Consider the following 20,705-nt stretch of genomic DNA (forward strand, 5'->3'; position numbering starts at 1 on the left):
CCGTTAGAATCGAACGCTTTGTCTGTCTGTGCCGCGTGATCGGGATCGGCGCGCGGCAGCGCTTTGCGAGGTCCAATGCTGGAAACAACAAGAATCAAACGACTCGGTTGCGCGGCGTTGCTCGCGCTGCTCGCGGCGTGCGGGTCGGCGCCGGTGGCGCCGGGCTACTACCGGGTCGAACGGGGCGACACGCTGTCGAAAATCGCGCGCGGCAACCGGCAATCGGTGCAGAACATCGCGCGCTGGAACAACCTGACAAATCCGGACAACATCGAGGTCGGCCAGGTGCTGCGCGTCGCGCCACCGAGCGGAACGGCGTCGACGAGCGGCGCAATCCGGAGCGGCGGCGGCAGCGGCAGCGCGGGCGCATCGGCCGCGCCACGTCCTGCGCCAGCGGACACGGCGCCGGCCACCGCGCCCGCGGCCATTTCGCTGGTCTGGCCGGCCGACGGCACCGTGTTCCGCCGTTTCGACGGCGGCAACTCGAAGGGGATCGATATTTCCGCGGCGGCCGGCACGCCGATCGTCGCGGCGGCGCCCGGCACCGTCGTCTATGCGGGCAACGGTCTGCGCGGCTACGGCAATCTTTTGATCCTCAAGCACAACGCCGACTACCTGACCGCTTACGCGCATAACCGCGCGCTGTTCGTGAAGGAAGGCGAATCGGTCAAGCGCGGCCAGAAAATCGCCGAAATGGGTAACACCGATACCGATCGCGTGATGCTGCATTTCGAGCTGCGCTACCAGGGCCGCTCGATCGATCCGTCGAAGGAACTGCCGCCACGCTAGGCTGCGGCGGGCGTGGGAACCCCGCCGTGCTATAACGCTCAATCCGAAGCGGCGTGGCTGCGCGCCCCGCCCTTCCGTTATTTGCAAGGAATCTGAAATGAAAAGCCCATTGGCGCGCGTCGCGACGGCCGCAACGATCAGTCTCGGCCTCCTGACGCTCGGTGGCCTCGGCGGCTGCTCGACCACGACCACGATGACCTATCTGCCGAGCGGCGACACCGGCTTCGCGATCAACTGCAGCGGCAGCGACGCGAGCACGAGCTGGGCCGAGTGCTACAAGCGCGCGGGCGAAACCTGCGGCAACTACGGATACGACGTGGTTTCGAAAGACGTCGACAACGGCGCGACGTCGGGTGGCACGATCGGCGGCATTTTTGGCGCGAATGTGAAAAACCGTTCGATGGTCATTCGCTGCAAGCAGTAAAGGCAGCACGCGGTGCGTACGCGCGGTCGCCCAGTGAGATAGCGTCACCGCTTAGCGGCGTCGCCGGCGTCCGGAGTGCGGATCGATGCGCGCGGCGAAGCGCAGCAGCAACGCGAGCGCGATCACCCACACGCCGACAAAGATGATCACCCTGGTCATGAGCCTCGCGTCGCAAAAAATAATCCGTCATCATCGGCCGCGTATGTGAATTCGCGGTGAAGATCGCCGCGGCGGGTTAAACAACCGCGTAAATCCGTTCAAAAAAAAGCCCGGCACGAGGCCGGGCTAACGGGGGTTCGGCGCATATCGGCAAAGGACCGGTTCACCATGCGCCAGAACGAAATCTAACAATCCGCATTTACAAGCGCAATCCATTAATTTTGCGGTCAATGTTACACGGCGTACGGATTACGCAATCCGTGAATCGGAAATGTCGGAATGAGACCGGCTAAATGCGCCGCAGCCTAGATACCCACCACGCCAAGTCATTCAAACTGGATTGTCCGAGCCTCGCACCAGCCAATGTTCTTGGGCGATCGACGAAAATCTCGCCGAAACAGCAGAGGAAAGACATCTGTCCGAATAACACTAACCCGTCCGGTAATAACGCCGCTTTCGCATACGAATATTAACTTGGTGCGGAAACGCACGTAACGCATCGATTAGTCGCAACGACACTTCCGAATAATCTTCGATATTTCATCACAACAAATTCGCGAATAGTGAAACATTTAACACCGACAATTCCACCGACAATCTTGAAACCGGATTCAAACTCGCGTTTCAACTTCGAATATTCGGATGATTAATGGCGCTGAGTGCCCGCACGGCCCGTGCGCCGTCGTCGTTGAATCCGCCGGCAACCAGGTTCAGAATCCGACTCAGTCCGGCGATGCATAAAAGGCCGCCCGGCGCGTTGCGCGGGGCCGCCACGCGGCCCGCCGGTGCGCGCCAATAGTTTATAGTGACGGCCCCGTCCGACCCCGCCTACGATGACTTCCCACGACGCCCCCCAAAGCCCCCTATACGCGAAGCTGCTTGGCGAAACTGCCAAGATCGGCTGGAGCGAGCTCGAACGTTTGTTTGCGCGCGGCATCCTGCTGCACGTCGCGCGCGACCTGGATCTCGTGAGCGTCGCCGAAGCGATCGCCAACGACGACACCACCCAGGTCGCCCAATGGTTGTCTTCCGGCCTCGTCGAGCGCGTGCAGTCGGAGACGGCCGCCGATTTCGCCGCGCGCGACCCAGAGCTGTGGGCGGTCGTCGTTTCGCCGTGGGTCTGCGTGCAGGAGCGCTCTTGAGCGACGCGAGGACGCCCGACGCCGGGACGCCCGACGCCGCGCCTTCCGAGATTGCCGTGCAAGCCGCCAGCGCGCCCGCGCTGCCGGTGCGCTGGCATCGCCGGGTGCTCGGGCTCGCGTTCCCGATCGTCCTCGCGAATCTGACGCAGCCGATCCTCGGCGCGGTCGATACCGCCGTCGCAGGTCATCTGGACAGCGCCTCGTACCTCGGCGGCGTCGCGCTCGGCGGGCTCTTCTTCAATTTCGTGTTCTGGGGCTTCGGCTTCCTGCGCATGGGCACGACCGGCCTCGTCGCGCAGGCGCACGGGGCGGGCCACGGCGACGAGCTGCGCAACAGCGTCGTGCGCGCACTGCTGATGGCGGCCGCGATCGGCGCGCTGGTGTTGCTCGTGCAGCAACCGCTGATCGACTACTCGCTGCGGGCGATTGGCGGCAGCGACGCCGTGCAGCGGCACGCGCAGGTTTATTGCCACGCGCGGATCTGGGCCGCACCGCTCGCGCTCGGCAACTACGTGGTGCTGGGCTGGCTACTCGGCACGCAGCGGGTGCGGCTCGCGTTGCTGTCGCAGGTGTTCATCAACAGCGTGAACATCGTCGCCGTGGTGCTGTACGTGTACGCGTTTCATTGGGGCGTGGCCGGCATCGGCGCGGCGACCGCGACCGCCGACGCGCTCGGCTTCGCGCTCGGCCTCGCGCTGCTGTGGCACGGCAGGCCGCGCGGCCTTCCCGCGCTGAATCGCGCCGCCTTGTTCGACGCCGCCGCGTTGAAGCGGCTCGTCGTGCTGAATCGCGACATCTTCGTGCGCACGCTGTGTCTGCTGTCGTCGTTCGGCTGGTTTGCACATCTGGGCGCCCGGCAAGGCGACGCGACGCTCGCCGCGAATGCATTGCTGCTCAATTTCCAGACCTTCATGGCGTACGGGCTCGACGGCTTCGCGCATGCGGCCGAGGCGCTGGTCGGCGCGGCCATCGGCGCGCGCGATCGTCACGCGTTCGCGCAGGCGGTCAAGGTCACCGCGCTGTGGTCAGCGCTCGGCGCGCTCGGGTTCTCGTTCGTGTACTGGGGCGCGGGCGCATGGATCATCGAACGGCTGACCGATCAGGCCGCGGTGCGCGCCGCGGCCGAAACCTATCTGCCGTGGGCGGCGCTGTCGCCGGTCATTTCGGTGTGGGGCTTCCTGCTCGATGGCGTGTTCATCGGCGCGACGCGCACGCGCGAACTGATGATGGCAATGGTCGTGTCGCTCGCGGTATTCGTGGCGGCGTCGTCGACATTGCTCCCGTGGCACGGCAATCACGGGCTGTGGATCGCGTTGCTGATCTTCATGGCCACGCGCGGCGCAACGCTAGCGCGTTACCTGCCGGGCATGTCGCGGGGGATTGCGGCGGCCTGATGCGGGGCGGCGCGGCGCGGTGCGCTGTTGGCTGCTCCGCGGACGACAGAACGTTACGGCTTGAAACAAGCGCATACATATCGCATAGCGAGCGCGTCCTAGAATGCACTCAGCCCGTGCTCTCCGCGCGAAAAGTCGGCACGGGTCAGAAGTGCCGGCGTGCCCGCGCCGGCGCTTCGCTCTCCGCGTCCCGCCCTTTCCCGATCGTTTTCACTTCAACGAGCGCTCACTTTGCAACGGGCGCCGGCACCATCGCGGGCGGCCGATCGTCGGTGGGCACGCCGTGGTAGTCGGCGGGATCATGTGGCGGGCTGCCGCGATGCGCGGACGGATTGTCCGCACAGCCGGCGACGCCGGCGCACAACAGCAAGGCAACAGTCAGAACACGGGTCATTTTGCAATCGTCTCCGGGACAAAGGGGATGGCGGACGTCCGCCGGTGCGCCGAGAGTCTACCCGCAAAGGGCATTCCGCGACGCCGTCAGCCGCGCTCGTGCCTCGCTCGTTCCAATTCGTGAGATTTCGCCGGACCTGCGCTACTATGGCTTCATGGCTGAACCTACCGGGAGACTGCCATGGATGGTGAATCGATCGCGGGCCTGGTCGGGCTCGCAATAGGCCTGCTCGTGCTGGTGGCGTTGTCGATTTTCGAATCGCGGACCTACCGGCGAGAACACGGCGGCGAGGGCATGCTCCACCACTGGACGCATCAGCATCTGCATATGCCGCATTGGAGGCGTCCAAGGCATTGATGCAGGGGATCTTCGACTCGGACCGAAGCGCCTTTAGTCGCGGCACCGGCATGTCGCGGCGCCTCAGTTTCGCGTCCGCTAAATGACGCGATGACCGCCGTTGCGGCGCATGCATGCGCCGCGCGCGTCGTCGTCCGCTGGACGTGCGCAACGCCTTTTCAGTTCGTTGGGCATCCATACATCAAACGGTGACGCTGCGCGCGCCGCTCTCTCCTTTTTCGACTTCGTCCAACGCCTCGCGACATCGATCTTCATCGGTGATGGGCACGTGCCTTGCGGGTTCCGATCCAGCAACAGATGCGCGATAGCGCGTCGATTGTCGCGGCGCGCATGCGCCAAACCAGCGTGACGATGCGGCCAGCGATTTCGCTGCCCGTCGAAAAGGAGAACGCCATGACCGTCGGAACCATCCTGCTAATCGTGCTCATTCTGCTGTTGATCGGCGCATTGCCAAGCTGGCCGTATAGCAGCGGCTGGGGCTATCGACCGACCGGCCTCGTCGGCATCGTGCTGATCGTCGTGATCATTCTGCTGTTGATGGGACGCATATAGCTCACCGCCGAGCCAGCGCAAGCCAAGGGATTGACGCTCCTGTCCGTACCCCCTATACTCTCGGATTCGTCGGAGCGTAGCGCAGCCTGGTAGCGCATCTGATTTGGGATCAGAGGGTCGAAGGTTCGAATCCTTTCGCTCCGACCACGAAAAGCAAGTCGAAACCCGCGAAGCCTCCGCGCTTCGCGGGTTTTTTGCTTTTTGGCTCGCGTTCGCCTGGACGCCGGCAGCCAATCCGTCAGGCACTCGCCTTGCAAATCATCGCCCGTGCATGCGACAGTGCTTGCGCACGTACCTCGCTACGAAGACGCGCAAACCCTCCGCAACGCCTTCCCAAGCCGCTCAAAAGGAGACTCCCATGGATCTGATCCTCTGGCGTCACGCCGAAGCAGAAGATGTCGCCGCGAGCGATCTCTCGCGCGCGCTCACTACGCGCGGCCGCAAGCAGGCACAGAGCGCCGCGAAATGGCTGCGCGCCCGCTTACCCGAGGACGCGGTCGTACTCGCGAGCCCCGCCGTGCGCACGATCCAGACCGCCGAGACATTGAGCGACCACTATCGCGTCGTGCGCGAACTCGCGCCGAACGCGAGCGCGAACGACGTCCTCGAAGCGGCCGGCTGGCCCGGCGGCATCGCGCAGACCGTGGTGATCGTCGGCCATCAACCGACGCTCGGCCACGTCGCCGCGCAACTGCTCGGTGACAGCCGCGCGAGCTGGCCGCTGAAAAAAGCGGGCATCTGGTGGATCGAAAGCCGCGAGCGCAACGGCGAAGAAGAGGCGGTGTTGCGCGCCGCCATCAGTCCCGATCTGATCTGAACGCGCGCGGCGCGCGACGCGTCCGACATTACAGGCATACACGCGAGGGCTTACGGGCAGTCATCCAATCGTCACAGCTTTGCCATGCGAGCGTCACCGCGCGTTACTACATTGGCGAAAAAAGAAATCCTCCCTCTTTTCGACCAGGACAGCCAATGCGAGAACTGCCGACGCCCACCCTGCCCTTCGCCTCGCTTTTCGAACCGCGCCGTCTGCCGCGCGCCGAGGAAACGGTCACCGCGCAGCATCGCCTGCAAGTGTCGTGGGCGCGTACCGACGAAGAGCTGCGTGAAGCGCAGCGTCTACGCTATCGCGTCTTCGCCGACGAAATGGGCGCGCGCTTGAGCGGCCCCGCCGGCCTAGACGTCGATGCCTTCGATTCGTACTGCGATCACTTGCTGGTACGCGATCTCGACACGTTGAAAGTAGTCGGTACGTATCGCGCGTTACCGCCGCATCAGGCCGCGCGCATCGGCCGTCTGTATGCGGAAAGCGAGTTCGACGTGTCGCGTCTCACGCATCTGCGCGCGAAGATGGTCGAGGTCGGCCGCTCGTGCGTGCATCCCGACTATCGCAGCGGCTCGGTGATCATGTCGCTGTGGGCAGGGCTCGGCGCGTACATGAAGCACAACGGCTACGAGACGATGCTCGGCTGCGCGAGCGTCGCGATGGCCGACGGCGGCCACTATGCGGCGAACCTGTATTGCTCGCTGCGCGACAACGCGCTGACCGCGCCCGAATATCGCGCGTTCCCGCATACGCCGCTGCCGGTCGACGACCTGCAGACGGGCGCCGCCGTCGCGCCGCCGCCGCTCGTGAAGGGCTACTTGCGTCTCGGTGCGAAGATTTGCGGTGCACCGGCGTGGGACCCCGACTTCAATACCGCGGACTTTCTGACGCTGTTCCGCCTGTCCGATATCAACGCACGTTACGCGCGGCACTTCCTCGGCGATGCGTTGCCGCGATAAGCTGAATCACCAGGAAACGAAAAAGCCCTGCATTTGCAGGGCTTTTTTGTGCACGCTACGAATCGAAGCGCGCGTCGATCGGCGTCGCGTCAATCGTCCGTATAAACCACGCGATACGGAATCCCGACTTTCTCCCACTCCGCTGCTTCCTGGATCAGGCTGTAGTCCGTCAACGGATTGTTGGCGACCCACTCGTTCGGCAAACGCACCTCGTAACCGCCGTTCGCCTGAGCAACCGTGATACCCGGCAGGCCGACGTCCGCCCGTCGACGGCACAGCAACGCCGCGAGCCTCAGGCAGAACAGCAGCGGCCATTCGACGTCGCGCGTCTGCGACAGCTTGCCGAGCTTGCCCGCATGGCCGAGCACGAGCGCGGCGAGGCGTGCCTGGTCGGTGCGCGAAAAGCCCGGCATGTCGGCGTTACTTGCGATATACGCCGAATGCTTGTGATAAGCGCTATGCGAGATCGACAGCCCGATTTCGTGCAGCGACGCCGCCCAGCCGATGAACATGCGGTTCTCCGCGCGGCGCTCTTCGTCCGGTTCGATGAACTGATCGTAAAAGCTCGTCGACAGATCGCTGATACGCCCCGCCTGCGCACGATCGACGCCATAGCGGCGCATGAAGCCCCCGACCGTCACCGTACGCATGTCCTCGTGCTGCGAACGGCCGAGCAGGTCGTACATGACGCCGAGACGCAGCGCGCCGTCGGTGGTGTCGACATAATCGACGCCCAGTTCGTCGAACACCGCGATCATGATCGACAGACCGCCCGCGAGCACCGGCACGCGGTCGCTCTTCAGCGCGATCAGTTTCAGCCGGTTGACGTTTTCGGCCTTGATCAGCGCGCGCTTGAGCCGCTCGAGGCCGCCGCGCGAAATGCCGTGCGTGACGCCGGCATCATTGAAATTGTTCGCCTCGACCAGCTCGGCGAGCGCTCGGGCGGTGCCCGACGAGCCGATTGCCTGCTCCCAGCCGGTCTTCTTGTATTCGGCGGAAATGATCTGGATTTCGCGGCGCGCGGCGAGCTCGGCCTGGCGCATCGTGTATTCGTCGACGTTGCCGGCCGGGAAAAACGTGCGGCTATGGCTCACGCAGCCGATATACAGGCTCTCCATCTTGATCGGCGTGTAGTGCGAGCCGATGATGAATTCCGTCGAACCACCGCCGATATCGACGACGAGCCGCTTGCCCGCGCTCGCCGGCACCGAGTGCGCGGCGCCAGCGTAAATCAGGCGCGCTTCCTCGCGCCCCGCGATCACTTCGATCGGGAAACCGAGCGCCGCCTGCGCCTCGCCGAGAAACTCGCCCGCATTCTTCGCGATGCGCAGCGTATTGGTCGCGACCGCGCGCACGTGGTCGGGGTGAAAATCGCGCAGACGCTCGCCGAAGCGCTTCAACGCATCCCAGCCACGCACCTGCGAGGCGCGATCGAGCATCTTGTCGCTCGATAACCCGGCCGCGAGCCGCACCGGCTCGCGCAAGGCGTCGACCTGATAGATCTGGCTGCCCGCGTCGGTTTCCTCGACCCGGCCCACGATGAGCCGGAAGCTGTTCGAACCGAGATCCACGGCGGCGAGGAGATGAGGGATATTGACCATCGGGTAAGCGTACTCCATACGCGCGAGCGCGGCGGCTGCGGCCGCGGGCGTGGCGGCGGACGCTGGCAGCGCCACGCGCCTGCCCGGCGCCTTCGACGCATGGTGCGCGTCGCGGCCGGCCGCACTGTTCAAAGACGCCATTCTAAGCGTAGCAGCCTTCACGGTGTCACCTCGCGGTGCAGGGAGTTCGGTATCGTCGCATAGGTAACGCGTCATATTGACGACAGGCGACGATTGCGGCATAAAATGTTCAAAACACCGCCGATGTCATCAGGACGTCATCAAATCGTGAGAATTTCCGAGCGTCTTTCCGTCGCCATTTCAGACATTCCAATCTCGCCACCGATGTCCGTCCGCTATCCCCTATTGAATCGCGAGCTGGGCATTCTGGGTTTCAACGAGCGCGTGTTGGCGCAAGCCGCCGATCCTGCCGTTCCGTTGCTCGAACGTCTCCGCTTTATCTGCATCACTAGCAGCAATCTCGACGAATTCTTCGAAGTCCGCATGGCCGGGCTTCAGGAACAGATGCGCGACAATCCCGGCGCATTGTCGCCAGACGGCATGTCGCTGCAGCACGTGTACGACCTCGTGGTCGAACGTGCGCAGAAGCTCGTGCATCGCCAGTACACGATGCTGCACGACACGGTGCTCAGCGCGCTCGAGCAGGAAGGCATCTATTTCCACGGCACCGAAGCATGGAGCGACGCGCAGACCGAATGGGCGCGCAACTACTTCTTCGACGAACTGCTGCCGGTGTTGACACCGATCGGTCTCGATCCCGCCCATCCGTTTCCGCGCGTGCTGAACAAGAGCCTGAACTTCGTCGTCGAACTCGAAGGCAAGGATGCATTCGGCCGCCAGGCGATGATGGGCATCGTGCAGGCACCGCGGGCGCTGCCGCGGCTCGTGCGCATGCCGCAGGAACTGTCGGGCTATCCGCATGGCTTCGTGCTGCTGAGCTCGCTGTTGCAACGCTTCGTCGGCGAGCTGTTTCCGAACCTCGTCGTGCGCAGCTGCAATCAGTTCCGCATCACACGCAATAGCGAACTGTTCGTCGACGAAGACGAAATCACCAATCTGCGCGTCGCGTTGCAGGGCGAACTGCCGGCGCGGCATCTGGGCAACGCGGTGCGGCTCGAAGTGTCGGCGGAAACGCCCGCGCACGTGGTGCGGCGCCTGCTCGACGAAAGCGGTCTGTCGAACAAGGACTGCTACTACGTGAACGGCCCCGTCAATCTGGTGCGGCTGATGCAGCTGCCCGAGATGGTCGACCGGCCGGATCTGAAGTTCGTGCCGCATATTCCGTCGACGCCGACGCAGATCGCCAACAGCGCGAGCATGTTCGACGTGATCGATCAGGGCGACGTGCTGCTGCATCATCCGTACGAGAGCTTCCAGCCGGTGCTCGAGCTGCTGCTGCAGGCGGCCAAGGACCCGAACGTGGTCGCGATCAAGCAGACCATCTATCGCACCGGCACCGACTCGCCGCTGATGGATGCGCTGATGCAGGCCGCGCGCAACGGCAAGGAAGTCACGGTGGTCGTCGAGCTGCTCGCGCGCTTCGACGAGGAAACCAACATCAACTGGGCCTCGCAGCTCGAAGCGGTTGGTGCGCATGTGGTCTATGGCGTGGTCGGCCACAAGTGCCACGCGAAGATGATGCTGATCGTGCGACGCGTATCGGCGGGCGGCAAATCGACCCTAAAGCGCTACGCGCACCTCGGCACCGGCAACTATCACCCGCGTACCGCACGCCTCTATACCGACTTCGGCCTGATGACCGCCGATCAGAAAATCTGCGAGGATGTGCACCATGTGTTCCAGCAGCTGACCGGCATCGGCGGCGAGCTGAAGCTGCACGAGTTGTGGCAGTCGCCGTTTACGCTGCATCCTAAGCTCGTCGAAGCGATCCGCAAGGAAGCCGAGCATGCCCGAGCCGGCAAGAAGGCGCGCATCGTCGCGAAGATGAACGCGCTGCTCGAACCGACGGTGATCGCCGAGCTGTATGAAGCTGCGCAGGCCGGCGTGAAGATCGATCTGATCGTGCGCGGCGTGTGCTCGCTGCAGCCGGGCGTGCAAGGGCTCTCCGAGAACATCACGGTGCGCTCGATCGTCGGGCGCTTTCTCGAACACCATCGCATCTACTACTTCTACGACGGCGGCAAGGAGCAGGTGTATCTGTCGAGCGCCGACTGGATGGATCGCAATCTGTTCCGGCGCGTCGAAGTCGCATTCCCGGTCAACAACCGCCGGCTGAAACGGCGCGTGATCGCGGAAGGGCTATCGGCGTTTCTCGGCGACAACCAGTCGGCCTGGTTGATGCAAAGCGACGGTCACTATCGCCGGCGCCGGCCGGGCAAGGCGTCGCGCAATGCGCAGATGAGCCTGCTCGGCAAGTTCTGTTCGTAGTCGCCTGCGTTGCGGGTGTTCGCCGCGACGGCGGGCACCTGACAATCCGCGTGCATAAAAAAACCGCCTGTTTCAGGCGGTTTTTTCTTGGATCGAGCGGTAGGACGACTGCCGCACTCACACCTGCGCGGTTTGACAGCGCGCGGTCCGATACACCGGAAAGCGCACAGTGAACGTGCTGCCGCGCCCTTCTTCACTCTTCACTTCGAGTTGCGCATCGTGCCGCTGCAATACGTGCTTGACGATCGCGAGACCGAGCCCGGTGCCGCCGGTGTCGCGCGAACGGCTGCGATCGACGCGATAGAAGCGCTCGGTGAGCCGTGGGATATCGGCGGCCGGAATGCCGAGGCCGCTATCGGTGACCGAAAACACTGCATGCCCCCCCTGCGCACGCCAGTTGACCTTGATAGAGCCGCCGTCCGGCGTATAGCGGATCGCGTTCGTCACCAGGTTGCCGAACGCGCTGAGAATCTCGGTTTCGACGCCGGTGACGGTCAAAGCTTCGTCGGCTTCGAAGACGATTTTGTGATGATCGCTGGACAGGCTCTGCGCGTCGTCGTGCAGATGCCGCAATACCGCCTGCATGTCGATCATCTGATCGCTCGGCGGCTTGTTGTCGCCTTCGAGCGTCGCGAGCACCAGCAGATCGCTGACGATATGACGCATGCGCGACGCCTGTTGCTCCATCAGGTCGAGATATCGCGCGCGCTCGGCCTCGCCCAACGGCAGCTCGCGCATCGTCTCGAGAAAACCGGACAGCACGGTGAGCGGCGTCTTCAGTTCGTGCGACACGTTGGCGACGAAGTCGCGCCGCATTGCATCGGTGCGCTCGAGTTCGGTGATGTCTTGCGACAGCACCAGCTTGCGATTGTCGCCATATGGAAACACCTGCACCGACAGCACGTTCTGGCGCTTGTCGCCCATGCCGCGCATGATCAGCATTTCCTCGTACCGATGCGAATTCAGATAGCGCACGAAATCCGGATGACGCACCAGATGCGTGATGTGCTGACGCAGATCGCGCTTCGCGTCGAGCCCGAAGTGGCTTTCGGAAATCGCGTTGCACCACTCGATCTGATCGTGATCGTCGAGCATCGCGACGCCGTTCGGCGACGCCTGGATCGCCTGGATGAACCGCGAATGCTGCTGCTCGACCTGGCGCACCTGGGCGTGCCAGCGCTTCGCGAGCTTGTGCAGACGGTAGTAGATTTCGCCCCAGATGCCGGGGGCGCTCGGCACTTCGCCGTACACCGGCGCGTCGAGCAGACGCCACAGACGCTGCTTGTGGAAGGTACTGAAGACGCTCTGTGCGAGCAGCATGGCGATGGCGAGAGCGAGCCCTGCCTTGACGTTCACCAGTGCGCCGACCACCGCGCACAGAACAGCAAGCAGCACGACCGACACGATGGAGCGCGCCCAGATGATGTTCATGGTCTAGCGATCGAAGAGAAAATACAGCGCAGGAAGGAGGTGCGGCGGCTCAACAGCTACGCAGTGCAGTGCGCCGCCGCCGACGGCTATCAGGCGCTCTTCGCCAGCCGGTAGCCGCTGCCGCGTACCGTCTCAATCATAGCATCGCACCCGGCCGGCTTGAGCGCCGCGCGCAGACGCTTGATATGCACGTCGACGGTACGCTCTTCGACGAACACGTGATCGCCCCACACCTGGTCGAGCAGTTGCGTGCGGCTGTGCACGCGCTCCGGGTGAGTCATGAAGAAGTGCAGCAGACGGAATTCGGTCGGGCCGAGATCGAGCTTGATCTCGCTGCCTTCCGCATGCGCCGCGACGCGGTGCGTGGCCGGGTCGAGCTTCAGGCCGTTGATCGCGACCACGTCTTCGGTCAGCTGCGGCGCGCGGCGGCGTAGCACCGCCTTGATGCGCGCCATCAGTTCCTTCGGCGAGAACGGCTTCGTCACGTAGTCGTCGGCGCCGATCTCGAGGCCGAGCACCTTGTCCTGCTCATCGCCGCGCGCGGTCAGCATGATGATCGGAATGTGCTTCGTACGCTCGTTGTTGCGCAGATCGCGCGCGAACGAAATGCCCGATTTGCCCGGCAACATCCAGTCGAGCAGCACGAGATCGGGCAGCACGTCGCTGATCAGGTTGTGCGCCTGCTCCGCGTTGTACGCGCGAATCGGGCAGTGCCCGGCGTGTTGAAGATTGACCGAAATCAGTTCGGAAATGGCGGGCTCATCTTCAATGACGAGAATGCTGCTGGGCATCGGCACCTCTGTTCCTTATCTCTGGATTAGCTGAGCGCTTCGCGTTCGAGCGCGTCGCGCGACTGGTGCCGCACGTCGGTACCCTTGACGATGTAGATGATGAATTCCGCGATGTTCTTGGCGTGGTCGCCGATCCGCTCGATCGCCTTGGCGATGAACAGGAAGTCGAGACCCACCGAGATCGAACGCGGATCTTCGGTCATATACGAAATCAGCTTGCGCACGAACGCGCGGAATTCCTCATCGATCGCCTTGTCGTCGCGCACGATCTGCGCGGCGGCGACCGTGTCCAGACGCGCGAACGCGTCGAGCGCGCGGCGCAGGATCGACACCGCCATTTCGCCGGACAGCTTGATCTCGGCGATGTTGATGGTGCGCGAGGCGCCGTCTTCCATCAGACGCTTGGTGCGCTTCGCGATTTTTTCGGCTTCGTCGCCGGCGCGCTCGAGGTTCGTGATGGTCTTCGAGATCGCGATCAGCAAACGCAGATCGCGCGCGGCCGGCTGACGGCGCGCGATGATGTTGCTGCACTCCTCGTCGATCTCGACTTCCATCTTGTTCAGACGGTCTTCGGCAGCGATGACCTGCTCGCACATAGCGAGGTCGAATTCGTTGAGCGCCTGCATCGCGTTGACGATCTGCGATTCGACGAGGCCGCCCATTTCGAGCACTTTCGACGAAACGAGGTTCAGGTCGGCGTCGAACTGGCTGGACAGATGTTTATCGGACATGTCGTACTCCGTTGTGTTGCCCGGCGGATCAGCCGAAGCGGCCAGTGATGTAGTCCTCGGTTTCCTTGCGGACCGGCTTGATGAAGATCTTTTCGGTGTCGCCGAATTCGATCAGTTCACCGAGGTACATATAGGCAGTGTAGTCCGAACAGCGGGCCGCCTGCTGCATGTTGTGCGTGACGATCACGACCGTGTAGTCGCTCTTCAGTTCAGCGATCAGCTCTTCGATACGGCCGGTCGAGATCGGGTCGAGCGCCGAGCACGGCTCGTCGAGCAGCAGCACTTCGGGGCGAATCGCGATACCGCGCGCGATACACAGACGCTGCTGCTGGCCGCCCGACAGACCGTAGCCGCTCTGGCCGAGCTTGTCCTTCACTTCGTTCCACAGCGCCGCCTTGGTCAACGCCCATTCGACGCGGTCGTCCATTTCCGAGCGCGACAGCTTCTCGAACATCTTCACGCCGAAAGCGATGTTGTCGTAGATCGACATCGGGAACGGCGTCGGCTTCTGGAACACCATGCCGATGCGCGCACGCAGCAGCGAAATGTCCTGGCGCGTGGTCAGCAGGTTTTCGCCGTCCATCACGATCTCGCCTTCCGCGCGCTGTTCCGGATAGAGCGCGTACATCTTGTTGAAGGTTCGCAGCAGTGTGGACTTGCCGCAGCCAGACGGGCCGATGAACGCGGTCACCTTGCCTTCGGGAATCTGCAGATTGATGTTCTTCAGCGCGTGGTACTTGCCGTAGAAGAAGTTGAGATCCTTGACCTCGATCTTCGGACGCGACGGCGTTTGCGCGTGAGCGCTGTGTTCGGGGTCGGAGCCCGCGGGCGCGGTTGCGTGCCCGACCGGATTGAGTTGGGTTTCTGCCATGTTCATCGGATTCACTCCGCCCTTACTTGTTCGAGAAGATCGTGCGCGCGAGGATATTCAGTCCCAGCACCGCGAGCGTGATCAGGAAGACGCCGGCCCACGCGAGCGATTGCCACTGCGCGAACGGGCTCATCGCAAACTTGTAGATGGTGACCGGCAGGTTCGCGACCGGCTGGCCCATATCGACCGAGAAGAACTGATTCGACAGCGCGGTGAAGAGCAGCGGCGCGGTTTCGCCGGCAATCCGCGCGACAGCGAGCAGCACACCGGTGACGATGCCCGCGATCGACGCCTTCAGCGTGATCGACAGCACCATCTTCCACTTCGGCGTACCGAGCGCGAATGCGGCTTCCCGCATCGCATTCGGCACCAGCTTCAGCATGTTTTCGGTCGTGCGGATCACGATCGGGATCTGCAGCAGCGCCAGCGCGAGCACGCCGGCCCAGCCGCTGAAGTGCCCCATCTTCGCGACGACGAGCGCGTAGACGAACAGACCGATGACGATCGACGGCGCCGACAGCAGGATGTCGTTGATGAAGCGCGTGAGGTTCGCAAGCCAGCCTTTCTGGCCGTATTCGGCGAGATAGACGCCCGCCATGATGCCGATCGGCGTGCCGACGAAGGTCGCCAGCGCCACCAGCAACAGGCTGCCGACGATCGCGTTCGCGAGGCCGCCGCCATCGGTGTTCGGCGGCGGCGTCGACTGCGTGAACAGTTCGACCGACAGGCCGCCGATGCCGAGATGCAGCGTCGTATAGAGAATCCACACGAGCCACAGCAGGCCGAAGGCCATCGCCGCGAGCGACAGCGTCAGCGCGATCGCGTTGGTCATCCGACGGCGCCCTTGCAGACGCACGCGCATCGCTTCGAGCGTCGCGGGGTCCTTCAGACCCGGCATGTTCAGGGACGGCCCGCTCATTTCGCGCCCTCCCCTTTCTCGAGACGCAGCAGCATGATTTTCGAAATCGCCAGCACGATGAATGTAATCACGAACAGGATCAGGCCGAGTTCCATCAGCGCCGACGTGTGCAGCCCCGGGTCCGCTTCGGCGAACTCGTTGGCGAGCGCCGACGTGATGCTGTTGCCCGGCGAAAACAGAGAAATATTGTCGAGCAGATTGGTGTTGCCGATCACGAAGGTGACCGCCATGGTCTCACCCAGTGCGCGGCCGAGGCCGAGCATGACGCCGCCGATCACACCGGTTTTGGTGTACGGCAGCACGATCTTCCACATCACTTCCCACGTCGTGCAGCCGATACCGTAGGCCGATTCCTTCAGCAGCACCGGCGTCACTTCGAACACGTCGCGCATGACCGCGGCGATGTACGGGATGATCATGATCGCAAGGATCACGCCCGCGCACAGAATACCGATGCCGATCGGCGGACCCGAGAACAGCGCACCGACGATCGGAATGCCGCTGAGCACCGCGCCGAGCGGCTTCTGGAACCACACCGCGAAGATCGGTGCGAACACGAGCAGACCCCACATGCCGTACACGATCGACGGAATCGCGGCGAGCAGTTCGATCGCGATGCCGAGCGGCCGACGCAGCCATGCGGGCGACAGTTCAGTCAGAAACAGTGCGATGCCGAAGCTGACGGGCACCGCGATGATCAGAGCGATGATCGACGTCGCGAGGGTGCCGTAGATCGGCACGAGCGCGCCGAATTGCTTGCTGGGTGGATCCCACACCGCCGTCCACAGGAACGCGAGACCGAACTCGCGAATCGACGGCATCGAGGCGATGATCAGGGACACGATGATGCCGCCGAGCAGCAGCAGCGTGACGATGGCGGAAAGGCGTGCGAGGCCGCCGAAGATCAGATCGCCGGAGCGGCCAGGCGCCTTTTGCTGCGACGCGCTGCCAGGCGGAGTGGCCCGGCTCGTGCCGGACGCTAAATGAATATCGGACATGAGAGCCTGATGGACCTGTTTCCAGTTGCCGGACGACACATGTCGGGCGGTCGGTGATGCATGCGGCGCATGCCGCGTGAACGTCACAGGCCGTCCTCGTACGAGGACGGCCGGGGTACTACCGGGCGCGGGCGCGATTCAGACCTACCGCGCCAGCTTACGCCTGTTACTCAGCGAGCGTCTTGCCTGCCGAATCCTTGACCTTCTGCTTCCACTGCGTGCGGATTTCCGACACGACCGATTCCGGCAACGAGATGTAGTCCAGATCGTTCGCTGCCTGGCCGCCGTTCTTGAACGCCCAGTCGAAGAACTTCAGCGTTTCGGCGCCTTGCGGTGCCTTTTCCTGCGTCGTGTGCAGCAGCACGAACGTCGCGCCGACGATCGGCCATGCGTTCTTGCCCGGCTCGTTCGTCAGGATCTGGTAGAACGACTTCGACCAGTCAGCGCCAGCCGCCGCTGCCTTGAACGTTTCGGTCTGCGGCTGAACCACTGCGCCAGCCTCGTTCTTCAGCGCGACGTAATTCATGTGGTTCTGCTTGGCGTACGCCCATTCGACGTAGCCGATCGAACCCGGCAGACGCTGCACGAATGCCGCGACGCCGTCGTTACCCTTGCCGCCCGTGCCGGTCGGCCAGTTGACCGTCGCACCTTCGCCGACCTTCGTCTTCCATTCCGGGTTGACCTTCGACAGGTAGTTCGTCCAGATGAAGCTGGTGCCCGAACCGTCGGCGCGGCGCACCACGGCGATGTCCAGATCCGGCAGCTTGACCTTCGAGTTCAGCGCGACGATTGCCGGGTCATTCCACTTCTTGATCTTGCCGAGGTAGATGTCGCCGAGCACTTCACCCGACAGCACCAGTTCGCCCGGCTTCACGCCCGGCACGTTGACTGCCGGCACCACGCCGCCGACCACCGTCGGGAACTGGAACAGGCCTTGCTTCGCGAGTTCGTCGTCCTTCAGCGGAGCGTCCGAACCAGCGAAATCGACGGTCTTCGCCTCGATCTGCTTGATGCCGCCCGACGAACCGATGCCTTGGTAGTTAACCTTGCCGCCGCCGGTCTTCTGATAAGCGTCGGCCCACTTCGTGTAAATCGGTGCCGCGAACGTGCTGCCCGCGCCGGTGATGTCTGCGGCTTGCGCTGCGATTGCGAAAAGCGCGCCAGCGACGCCAGCGAACACGGTTTGCATCAATTTCATGAGACCTCCAAGGGAGTGTGAGCGTGTGGTGTGAGCGGGAAACTCGAACACCGCGAAGCTTAGGGTCTCTTTATGACAAAAACGTGACTGATCGTGAATCAGATGTGACAGTCATATTACCTATTGAAAGGTTCGGGGGCCGGCGAATTACCGCGCTAGCGATGCTCGCTGCATCGCAAGTTTCAAGTTAGACGAAGAAGACGAGGCGCGAACGTTTGCGCTCGGTATGGAGAGTCGATTTGGTGTGGGATGCGCCGACCTTTTGGCGGCTGGGGCGAGGGATTTGTTGTGGGTAAAGCCCGGCGACGCCGTCTATGTCACGAGGCTCGCTGAACCTTTTCATAACGACCGTCAGGCAGCAAGCGGTCGCCGCCGCCCGCCGCCTGTTCGGGAACAGATCAGGCCGTCGCTACCCGTACGGCTTCGGCAATCGCTTCAGAATGCTCGAGCGCGTCCGCGACGTTCTGCGCCTCTACCATCACGCGCAGTACCGGCTCGGTACCCGACGCGCGGATCAGTACGCGACCGCGGCCGTCGAGGGCGCCTTCGGCCACCTTGATCGCGCTACGAATCGCATCGCTGCCCTTCCAGTCCGCGCCAGGCTTCATGCGCACGTTGATCAGCTTCTGCGGGAACAGCGTGACACCGTCGAGCAGATCCGCAAGCGATTTGCCGCTGCGCTGCATCGCCGCCAGCACGAGCAGAGCGGACACGATGCCGTCGCCGGTCGAATGGCGATCGAGCGACAGAATGTGGCCCGAACCTTCGGCGCCGAGCTGCCAGCCGTGCTCGCGAAGCTGTTCGAGCACATAGCGATCGCCAACCGCGGCGCGCACGAACTTGACGCCGGCTCTCTGCAGCGCGACCTCCACCGCCATGTTGGTCATCAGCGTGCCGACCGCCCCTTCCACATGGCCGGCAGTCGCGATACGGTCCTTGACCAGCACGTACAGCAGCTCGTCTCCGTTGAACAGGCGGCCGGACTCGTCGACGACCTGCAGACGGTCGGCGTCGCCATCGAGCGCGATGCCGAGGTCCGCGTGGTTCGCGCGCACCGCGCGAACCAGCGCATCCGGCGCGGTCGCGCCGACGCCGTCGTTGATATTGAAGCCGTTCGGCGAGACGCCGATCGGGATTACCTCCGCGCCGAGTTCATGGAACACGTGCGGCGCGACGTCGTACGCGGCGCCATGCGCGCAATCGACGACGAGCTTCATGCCGCGCAGGTCGTACGCCGCCGGGAACGTGCTCTTGCAGAACTCGATGTAGCGGCCGGCCGCGTCGTCGAGACGGCGCGCCTTGCCCAATTGCTCGGAGGCCGCGCACGCGAGCGGCAGCTCCAGCTGCTCCTCGATCTGCGCCTCGACGTCGTCCGGCAGCTTGTTGCCGTCGGCCGAGAAGAACTTGATGCCGTTGTCGTAGTACGGGTTGTGCGACGCGCTGATTACGACGCCCGCGGCAAGCCGCAGCGCGCGCGTCAGATAGGCGATGCCGGGCGTCGGCATCGGACCGGCCAGCATCACGTCGACGCCGGCCGCCGAAAAGCCCGACTCGAGCGCGGCTTCGAGCATGTAGCCCGACACCCGCGTGTCCTTGCCGATCAGCACGGTCGGGCGAGCACCTGTCTTCGCCCATTGATCGGCGCCCGCGAGCACCTTGCCGGCCGCGTAGCCGAGCCGCAACACGAATTCCGGCGTGATCGGGCCTTCGCCGACCTTGCCTCGAATGCCGTCCGTTCCGAAGTAACGACGTGCCATGTTTGTTCTCCCTGTATCTGGCTGCGGGTTCAACCGTGCGCGCGGCTCTGCCTGGCCGCGTCGCGCAGGGTTGCCCATACTTTCAATGCATCGACTGTTTGCGCGACGTCGTGTACGCGCAGAATCGCGGCGCCCCGCTCGGCCGCACACACCGCCGCGGCGACGCTGCCGGCCACGCGCTCCGGCGCCGGCCGCCCGGTCACCGCGCCAACCATCGACTTGCGCGACATGCCCGCAAGGATCGGATATGGCGACGCGGCGCGCGGCGCCGTGTCGCGCAGATGCGCGAGCAACGCGTAGTTGTGCTCGACGACGACCTTGCCGAAGCCGAAGCCCGGATCGACGCTGATACGCTGGCGTGCAATCCCCGCCTGCTGCAATGTCGCGACACGCTCCTCGAGGAACTGGCGCACTTCGCTGACAACGTCGGCATAGTGCGGCTCGCCGCGCTGCATGGTCTGCGGCTCACCTAACATATGCATTACACAAAGGCCGCAATCGCTGTCGCGCACGGCGTCGATTGCGCCGGGCATGCGGAACGCCCAGACGTCGTTGATCAGGTCGGCGCCCGCGTTCAACGCGCTCCGCATCACTTCCGGCTTGTAGGTATCGACCGACAACGGCACGTTCGCGCCACGCAGTTGCTCGACGAGCGGTATTACGCGCTCGAGCTCTTCGTCGAGCGGCACCGGCGGCGCGCCAGGACGCGTCGATTCCCCGCCGATATCGATAATGTCCGCGCCCGCGAGCATCATGCGCTCGGCCTGGCGCAGCGCATCGCCGCGCATCGCGTACAAGCCGCCATCGGAGAAGGAATCGGGAGTGACGTTCAGGATGCCCATGACCAACGGGCGTTCAAACGTCAGCTTGAAGCGGCCGCACTGCAGCGGCTCTGGAAGGGGTACGGAAGAAGAATCGACTTTCGACACGTAGCAATGCTTCACTTTGAACGGATAAATGCAAAACGGGCCGGTGTGTAGCACACCGGCCCGCACTTTCTACT

The 20,705-nt window shown here is 63.7% G+C and carries 20 protein-coding genes and 1 tRNA gene; 10 read left to right on the forward strand and 11 right to left on the reverse strand.

Annotation, left to right across the window (positions count from 1 at the left end):
* Nucleotides 1–75: 75 nt before the first annotated feature.
* The 4 genes from GCT19_RS28105 (at nucleotide 76) to GCT19_RS28120 (ending at nucleotide 3,908) form a co-directional block, all read left to right on the forward strand.
* Entirely contained in the window at nucleotides 76–789 is a 714-nt protein-coding gene (locus GCT19_RS28105) for a peptidoglycan DD-metalloendopeptidase family protein (protein ID WP_152853762.1), read from the forward strand.
* Between the two features lie 97 nt (nucleotides 790–886).
* Nucleotides 887–1,213 carry a hypothetical protein gene (locus GCT19_RS28110; protein WP_018433468.1) on the forward strand — a complete coding sequence of 109 codons (327 nt, stop codon included), beginning with the start codon at nucleotides 887–889 and terminating at the stop codon, nucleotides 1,211–1,213.
* A 992-nt stretch (nucleotides 1,214–2,205) separates the two neighbouring features.
* The gene (locus tag GCT19_RS28115) at nucleotides 2,206–2,514 is read left to right on the forward strand and encodes a DUF2288 domain-containing protein (protein WP_152853763.1); all 309 of its coding nucleotides are present in this window, start codon (nucleotides 2,206–2,208) and stop codon (nucleotides 2,512–2,514) included.
* Between the two features lie 50 nt (nucleotides 2,515–2,564).
* Nucleotides 2,565–3,908, forward strand: a complete 1,344-nt coding sequence (locus GCT19_RS28120) for an MATE family efflux transporter (protein WP_321576887.1) — start codon at nucleotides 2,565–2,567, stop codon at nucleotides 3,906–3,908.
* A 226-nt stretch (nucleotides 3,909–4,134) separates the two neighbouring features.
* On the opposite strand, the gene GCT19_RS42930 is transcribed toward GCT19_RS28120, so the two are convergent.
* Entirely contained in the window at nucleotides 4,135–4,302 is a 168-nt protein-coding gene (locus tag GCT19_RS42930; RefSeq protein WP_013089993.1) for a hypothetical protein, read from the reverse strand.
* Between the two features lie 180 nt (nucleotides 4,303–4,482).
* Between GCT19_RS42930 and GCT19_RS42935 the strand changes: the two genes are divergently transcribed.
* The 5 genes from GCT19_RS42935 (at nucleotide 4,483) to GCT19_RS28140 (ending at nucleotide 6,996) form a co-directional block, all read left to right on the forward strand.
* A complete protein-coding gene (locus GCT19_RS42935) occupies nucleotides 4,483–4,659 on the forward strand; it encodes a hypothetical protein (RefSeq protein WP_018433464.1) in 177 nt (58 codons plus the stop codon).
* A gap of 393 nt (nucleotides 4,660–5,052) precedes the next feature.
* Nucleotides 5,053–5,211 carry a DUF3309 family protein gene (locus tag GCT19_RS28125; protein ID WP_013089995.1) on the forward strand — a complete coding sequence of 53 codons (159 nt, stop codon included), beginning with the start codon at nucleotides 5,053–5,055 and terminating at the stop codon, nucleotides 5,209–5,211.
* A gap of 70 nt (nucleotides 5,212–5,281) precedes the next feature.
* Nucleotides 5,282–5,358: transfer RNA gene (locus GCT19_RS28130), tRNA-Pro, on the forward strand.
* Between the two features lie 211 nt (nucleotides 5,359–5,569).
* Nucleotides 5,570–6,028: a SixA phosphatase family protein gene (locus GCT19_RS28135; protein ID WP_013089996.1), complete on the forward strand. Its 459-nt coding sequence runs from the start codon at nucleotides 5,570–5,572 to the stop codon at nucleotides 6,026–6,028.
* Nucleotides 6,029–6,183: 155 nt separating this feature from the next.
* Nucleotides 6,184–6,996 (forward strand): GNAT family N-acetyltransferase, encoded by an 813-nt coding sequence (locus GCT19_RS28140; RefSeq protein WP_013089997.1) that lies wholly within the window; start codon nucleotides 6,184–6,186, stop codon nucleotides 6,994–6,996.
* Nucleotides 6,997–7,085: 89 nt separating this feature from the next.
* Here the strand turns inward: GCT19_RS28140 and ppx are convergent, their stop codons facing one another.
* Nucleotides 7,086–8,738 (reverse strand): exopolyphosphatase, encoded by a 1,653-nt coding sequence (gene ppx, locus GCT19_RS28145; protein WP_018433461.1) that lies wholly within the window; start codon nucleotides 8,736–8,738, stop codon nucleotides 7,086–7,088.
* A 204-nt stretch (nucleotides 8,739–8,942) separates the two neighbouring features.
* Between ppx and ppk1 the strand changes: the two genes are divergently transcribed.
* Nucleotides 8,943–11,006 carry a polyphosphate kinase 1 gene (gene ppk1, locus GCT19_RS28150; RefSeq protein WP_026228287.1) on the forward strand — a complete coding sequence of 688 codons (2,064 nt, stop codon included), beginning with the start codon at nucleotides 8,943–8,945 and terminating at the stop codon, nucleotides 11,004–11,006.
* Nucleotides 11,007–11,123: 117 nt separating this feature from the next.
* Here the strand turns inward: ppk1 and phoR are convergent, their stop codons facing one another.
* From phoR to folP, 9 genes are all read right to left on the reverse strand, one after another.
* Nucleotides 11,124–12,437 carry a phosphate regulon sensor histidine kinase PhoR gene (gene phoR, locus GCT19_RS28155; RefSeq protein ID WP_018433459.1) on the reverse strand — a complete coding sequence of 438 codons (1,314 nt, stop codon included), beginning with the start codon at nucleotides 12,435–12,437 and terminating at the stop codon, nucleotides 11,124–11,126.
* 89 nt (nucleotides 12,438–12,526) lie between these two features.
* Nucleotides 12,527–13,228, reverse strand: coding sequence for a phosphate regulon transcriptional regulator PhoB (gene phoB, locus GCT19_RS28160; protein ID WP_008922879.1), 702 nt, complete (start codon nucleotides 13,226–13,228; stop codon nucleotides 12,527–12,529).
* A gap of 26 nt (nucleotides 13,229–13,254) precedes the next feature.
* On the reverse strand, nucleotides 13,255–13,959 hold the full coding sequence (gene phoU / locus GCT19_RS28165) for a phosphate signaling complex protein PhoU (RefSeq protein ID WP_018433458.1): 705 nt from the start codon (nucleotides 13,957–13,959) through the stop codon (nucleotides 13,255–13,257).
* Nucleotides 13,960–13,987: 28 nt separating this feature from the next.
* Complete coding sequence (gene pstB, locus GCT19_RS28170) at nucleotides 13,988–14,836, reverse strand: phosphate ABC transporter ATP-binding protein PstB (protein WP_018433457.1); 849 nt, start codon at nucleotides 14,834–14,836, stop codon at nucleotides 13,988–13,990.
* Between the two features lie 16 nt (nucleotides 14,837–14,852).
* A complete protein-coding gene (gene pstA / locus GCT19_RS28175; RefSeq protein WP_013090003.1) occupies nucleotides 14,853–15,749 on the reverse strand; it encodes a phosphate ABC transporter permease PstA in 897 nt (298 codons plus the stop codon).
* On the reverse strand, nucleotides 15,746–16,747 hold the full coding sequence (gene pstC, locus GCT19_RS28180) for a phosphate ABC transporter permease PstC (protein ID WP_026228286.1): 1,002 nt from the start codon (nucleotides 16,745–16,747) through the stop codon (nucleotides 15,746–15,748). The genes pstA and pstC overlap by 4 nt, the downstream gene beginning before the upstream one ends.
* A 166-nt stretch (nucleotides 16,748–16,913) precedes the next feature.
* A complete protein-coding gene (gene pstS / locus GCT19_RS28185; RefSeq protein ID WP_013090005.1) occupies nucleotides 16,914–17,945 on the reverse strand; it encodes a phosphate ABC transporter substrate-binding protein PstS in 1,032 nt (343 codons plus the stop codon).
* A gap of 398 nt (nucleotides 17,946–18,343) precedes the next feature.
* Nucleotides 18,344–19,702, reverse strand: coding sequence for a phosphoglucosamine mutase (glmM, locus tag GCT19_RS28195; RefSeq protein ID WP_013090006.1), 1,359 nt, complete (start codon nucleotides 19,700–19,702; stop codon nucleotides 18,344–18,346).
* A gap of 29 nt (nucleotides 19,703–19,731) precedes the next feature.
* Complete coding sequence (folP, locus tag GCT19_RS28200) at nucleotides 19,732–20,631, reverse strand: dihydropteroate synthase (protein ID WP_408582398.1); 900 nt, start codon at nucleotides 20,629–20,631, stop codon at nucleotides 19,732–19,734.
* Nucleotides 20,632–20,705 lie beyond the last annotated feature (74 nt).

The organism is Paraburkholderia atlantica (assembly GCF_009362785.1).
Lineage (GTDB): Bacteria > Pseudomonadota > Gammaproteobacteria > Burkholderiales > Burkholderiaceae > Paraburkholderia > Paraburkholderia atlantica.

Coding starts and splice junctions, on each gene's coding strand:
- GCT19_RS42930 (WP_013089993.1), bottom strand. CDS start 4,302: ATGACCCGTGTTCTGACTGTTGCCTTGCTGTTGTGCGCCGGCGTCGCC.
- pstB (WP_018433457.1), bottom strand. CDS start 14,836: ATGAACATGGCAGAAACCCAACTCAATCCGGTCGGGCACGCAACCGCG.
- pstA (WP_013090003.1), bottom strand. CDS start 15,749: ATGAGCGGGCCGTCCCTGAACATGCCGGGTCTGAAGGACCCCGCGACG.
- pstS (WP_013090005.1), bottom strand. CDS start 17,945: ATGAAATTGATGCAAACCGTGTTCGCTGGCGTCGCTGGCGCGCTTTTC.
- GCT19_RS28115 (WP_152853763.1), top strand. CDS start 2,206: ATGACTTCCCACGACGCCCCCCAAAGCCCCCTATACGCGAAGCTGCTT.
- GCT19_RS42935 (WP_018433464.1), top strand. CDS start 4,483: ATGGATGGTGAATCGATCGCGGGCCTGGTCGGGCTCGCAATAGGCCTG.
- GCT19_RS28125 (WP_013089995.1), top strand. CDS start 5,053: ATGACCGTCGGAACCATCCTGCTAATCGTGCTCATTCTGCTGTTGATC.
- GCT19_RS28110 (WP_018433468.1), top strand. CDS start 887: ATGAAAAGCCCATTGGCGCGCGTCGCGACGGCCGCAACGATCAGTCTC.
- pstC (WP_026228286.1), bottom strand. CDS start 16,747: ATGTCCGATATTCATTTAGCGTCCGGCACGAGCCGGGCCACTCCGCCT.
- ppx (WP_018433461.1), bottom strand. CDS start 8,738: ATGGCGTCTTTGAACAGTGCGGCCGGCCGCGACGCGCACCATGCGTCG.
- GCT19_RS28140 (WP_013089997.1), top strand. CDS start 6,184: ATGCGAGAACTGCCGACGCCCACCCTGCCCTTCGCCTCGCTTTTCGAA.
- GCT19_RS28135 (WP_013089996.1), top strand. CDS start 5,570: ATGGATCTGATCCTCTGGCGTCACGCCGAAGCAGAAGATGTCGCCGCG.
- phoU (WP_018433458.1), bottom strand. CDS start 13,959: ATGTCCGATAAACATCTGTCCAGCCAGTTCGACGCCGACCTGAACCTC.
- phoB (WP_008922879.1), bottom strand. CDS start 13,228: ATGCCCAGCAGCATTCTCGTCATTGAAGATGAGCCCGCCATTTCCGAA.
- phoR (WP_018433459.1), bottom strand. CDS start 12,437: ATGAACATCATCTGGGCGCGCTCCATCGTGTCGGTCGTGCTGCTTGCT.
- ppk1 (WP_026228287.1), top strand. CDS start 8,943: ATGTCCGTCCGCTATCCCCTATTGAATCGCGAGCTGGGCATTCTGGGT.
- glmM (WP_013090006.1), bottom strand. CDS start 19,702: ATGGCACGTCGTTACTTCGGAACGGACGGCATTCGAGGCAAGGTCGGC.
- GCT19_RS28105 (WP_152853762.1), top strand. CDS start 76: ATGCTGGAAACAACAAGAATCAAACGACTCGGTTGCGCGGCGTTGCTC.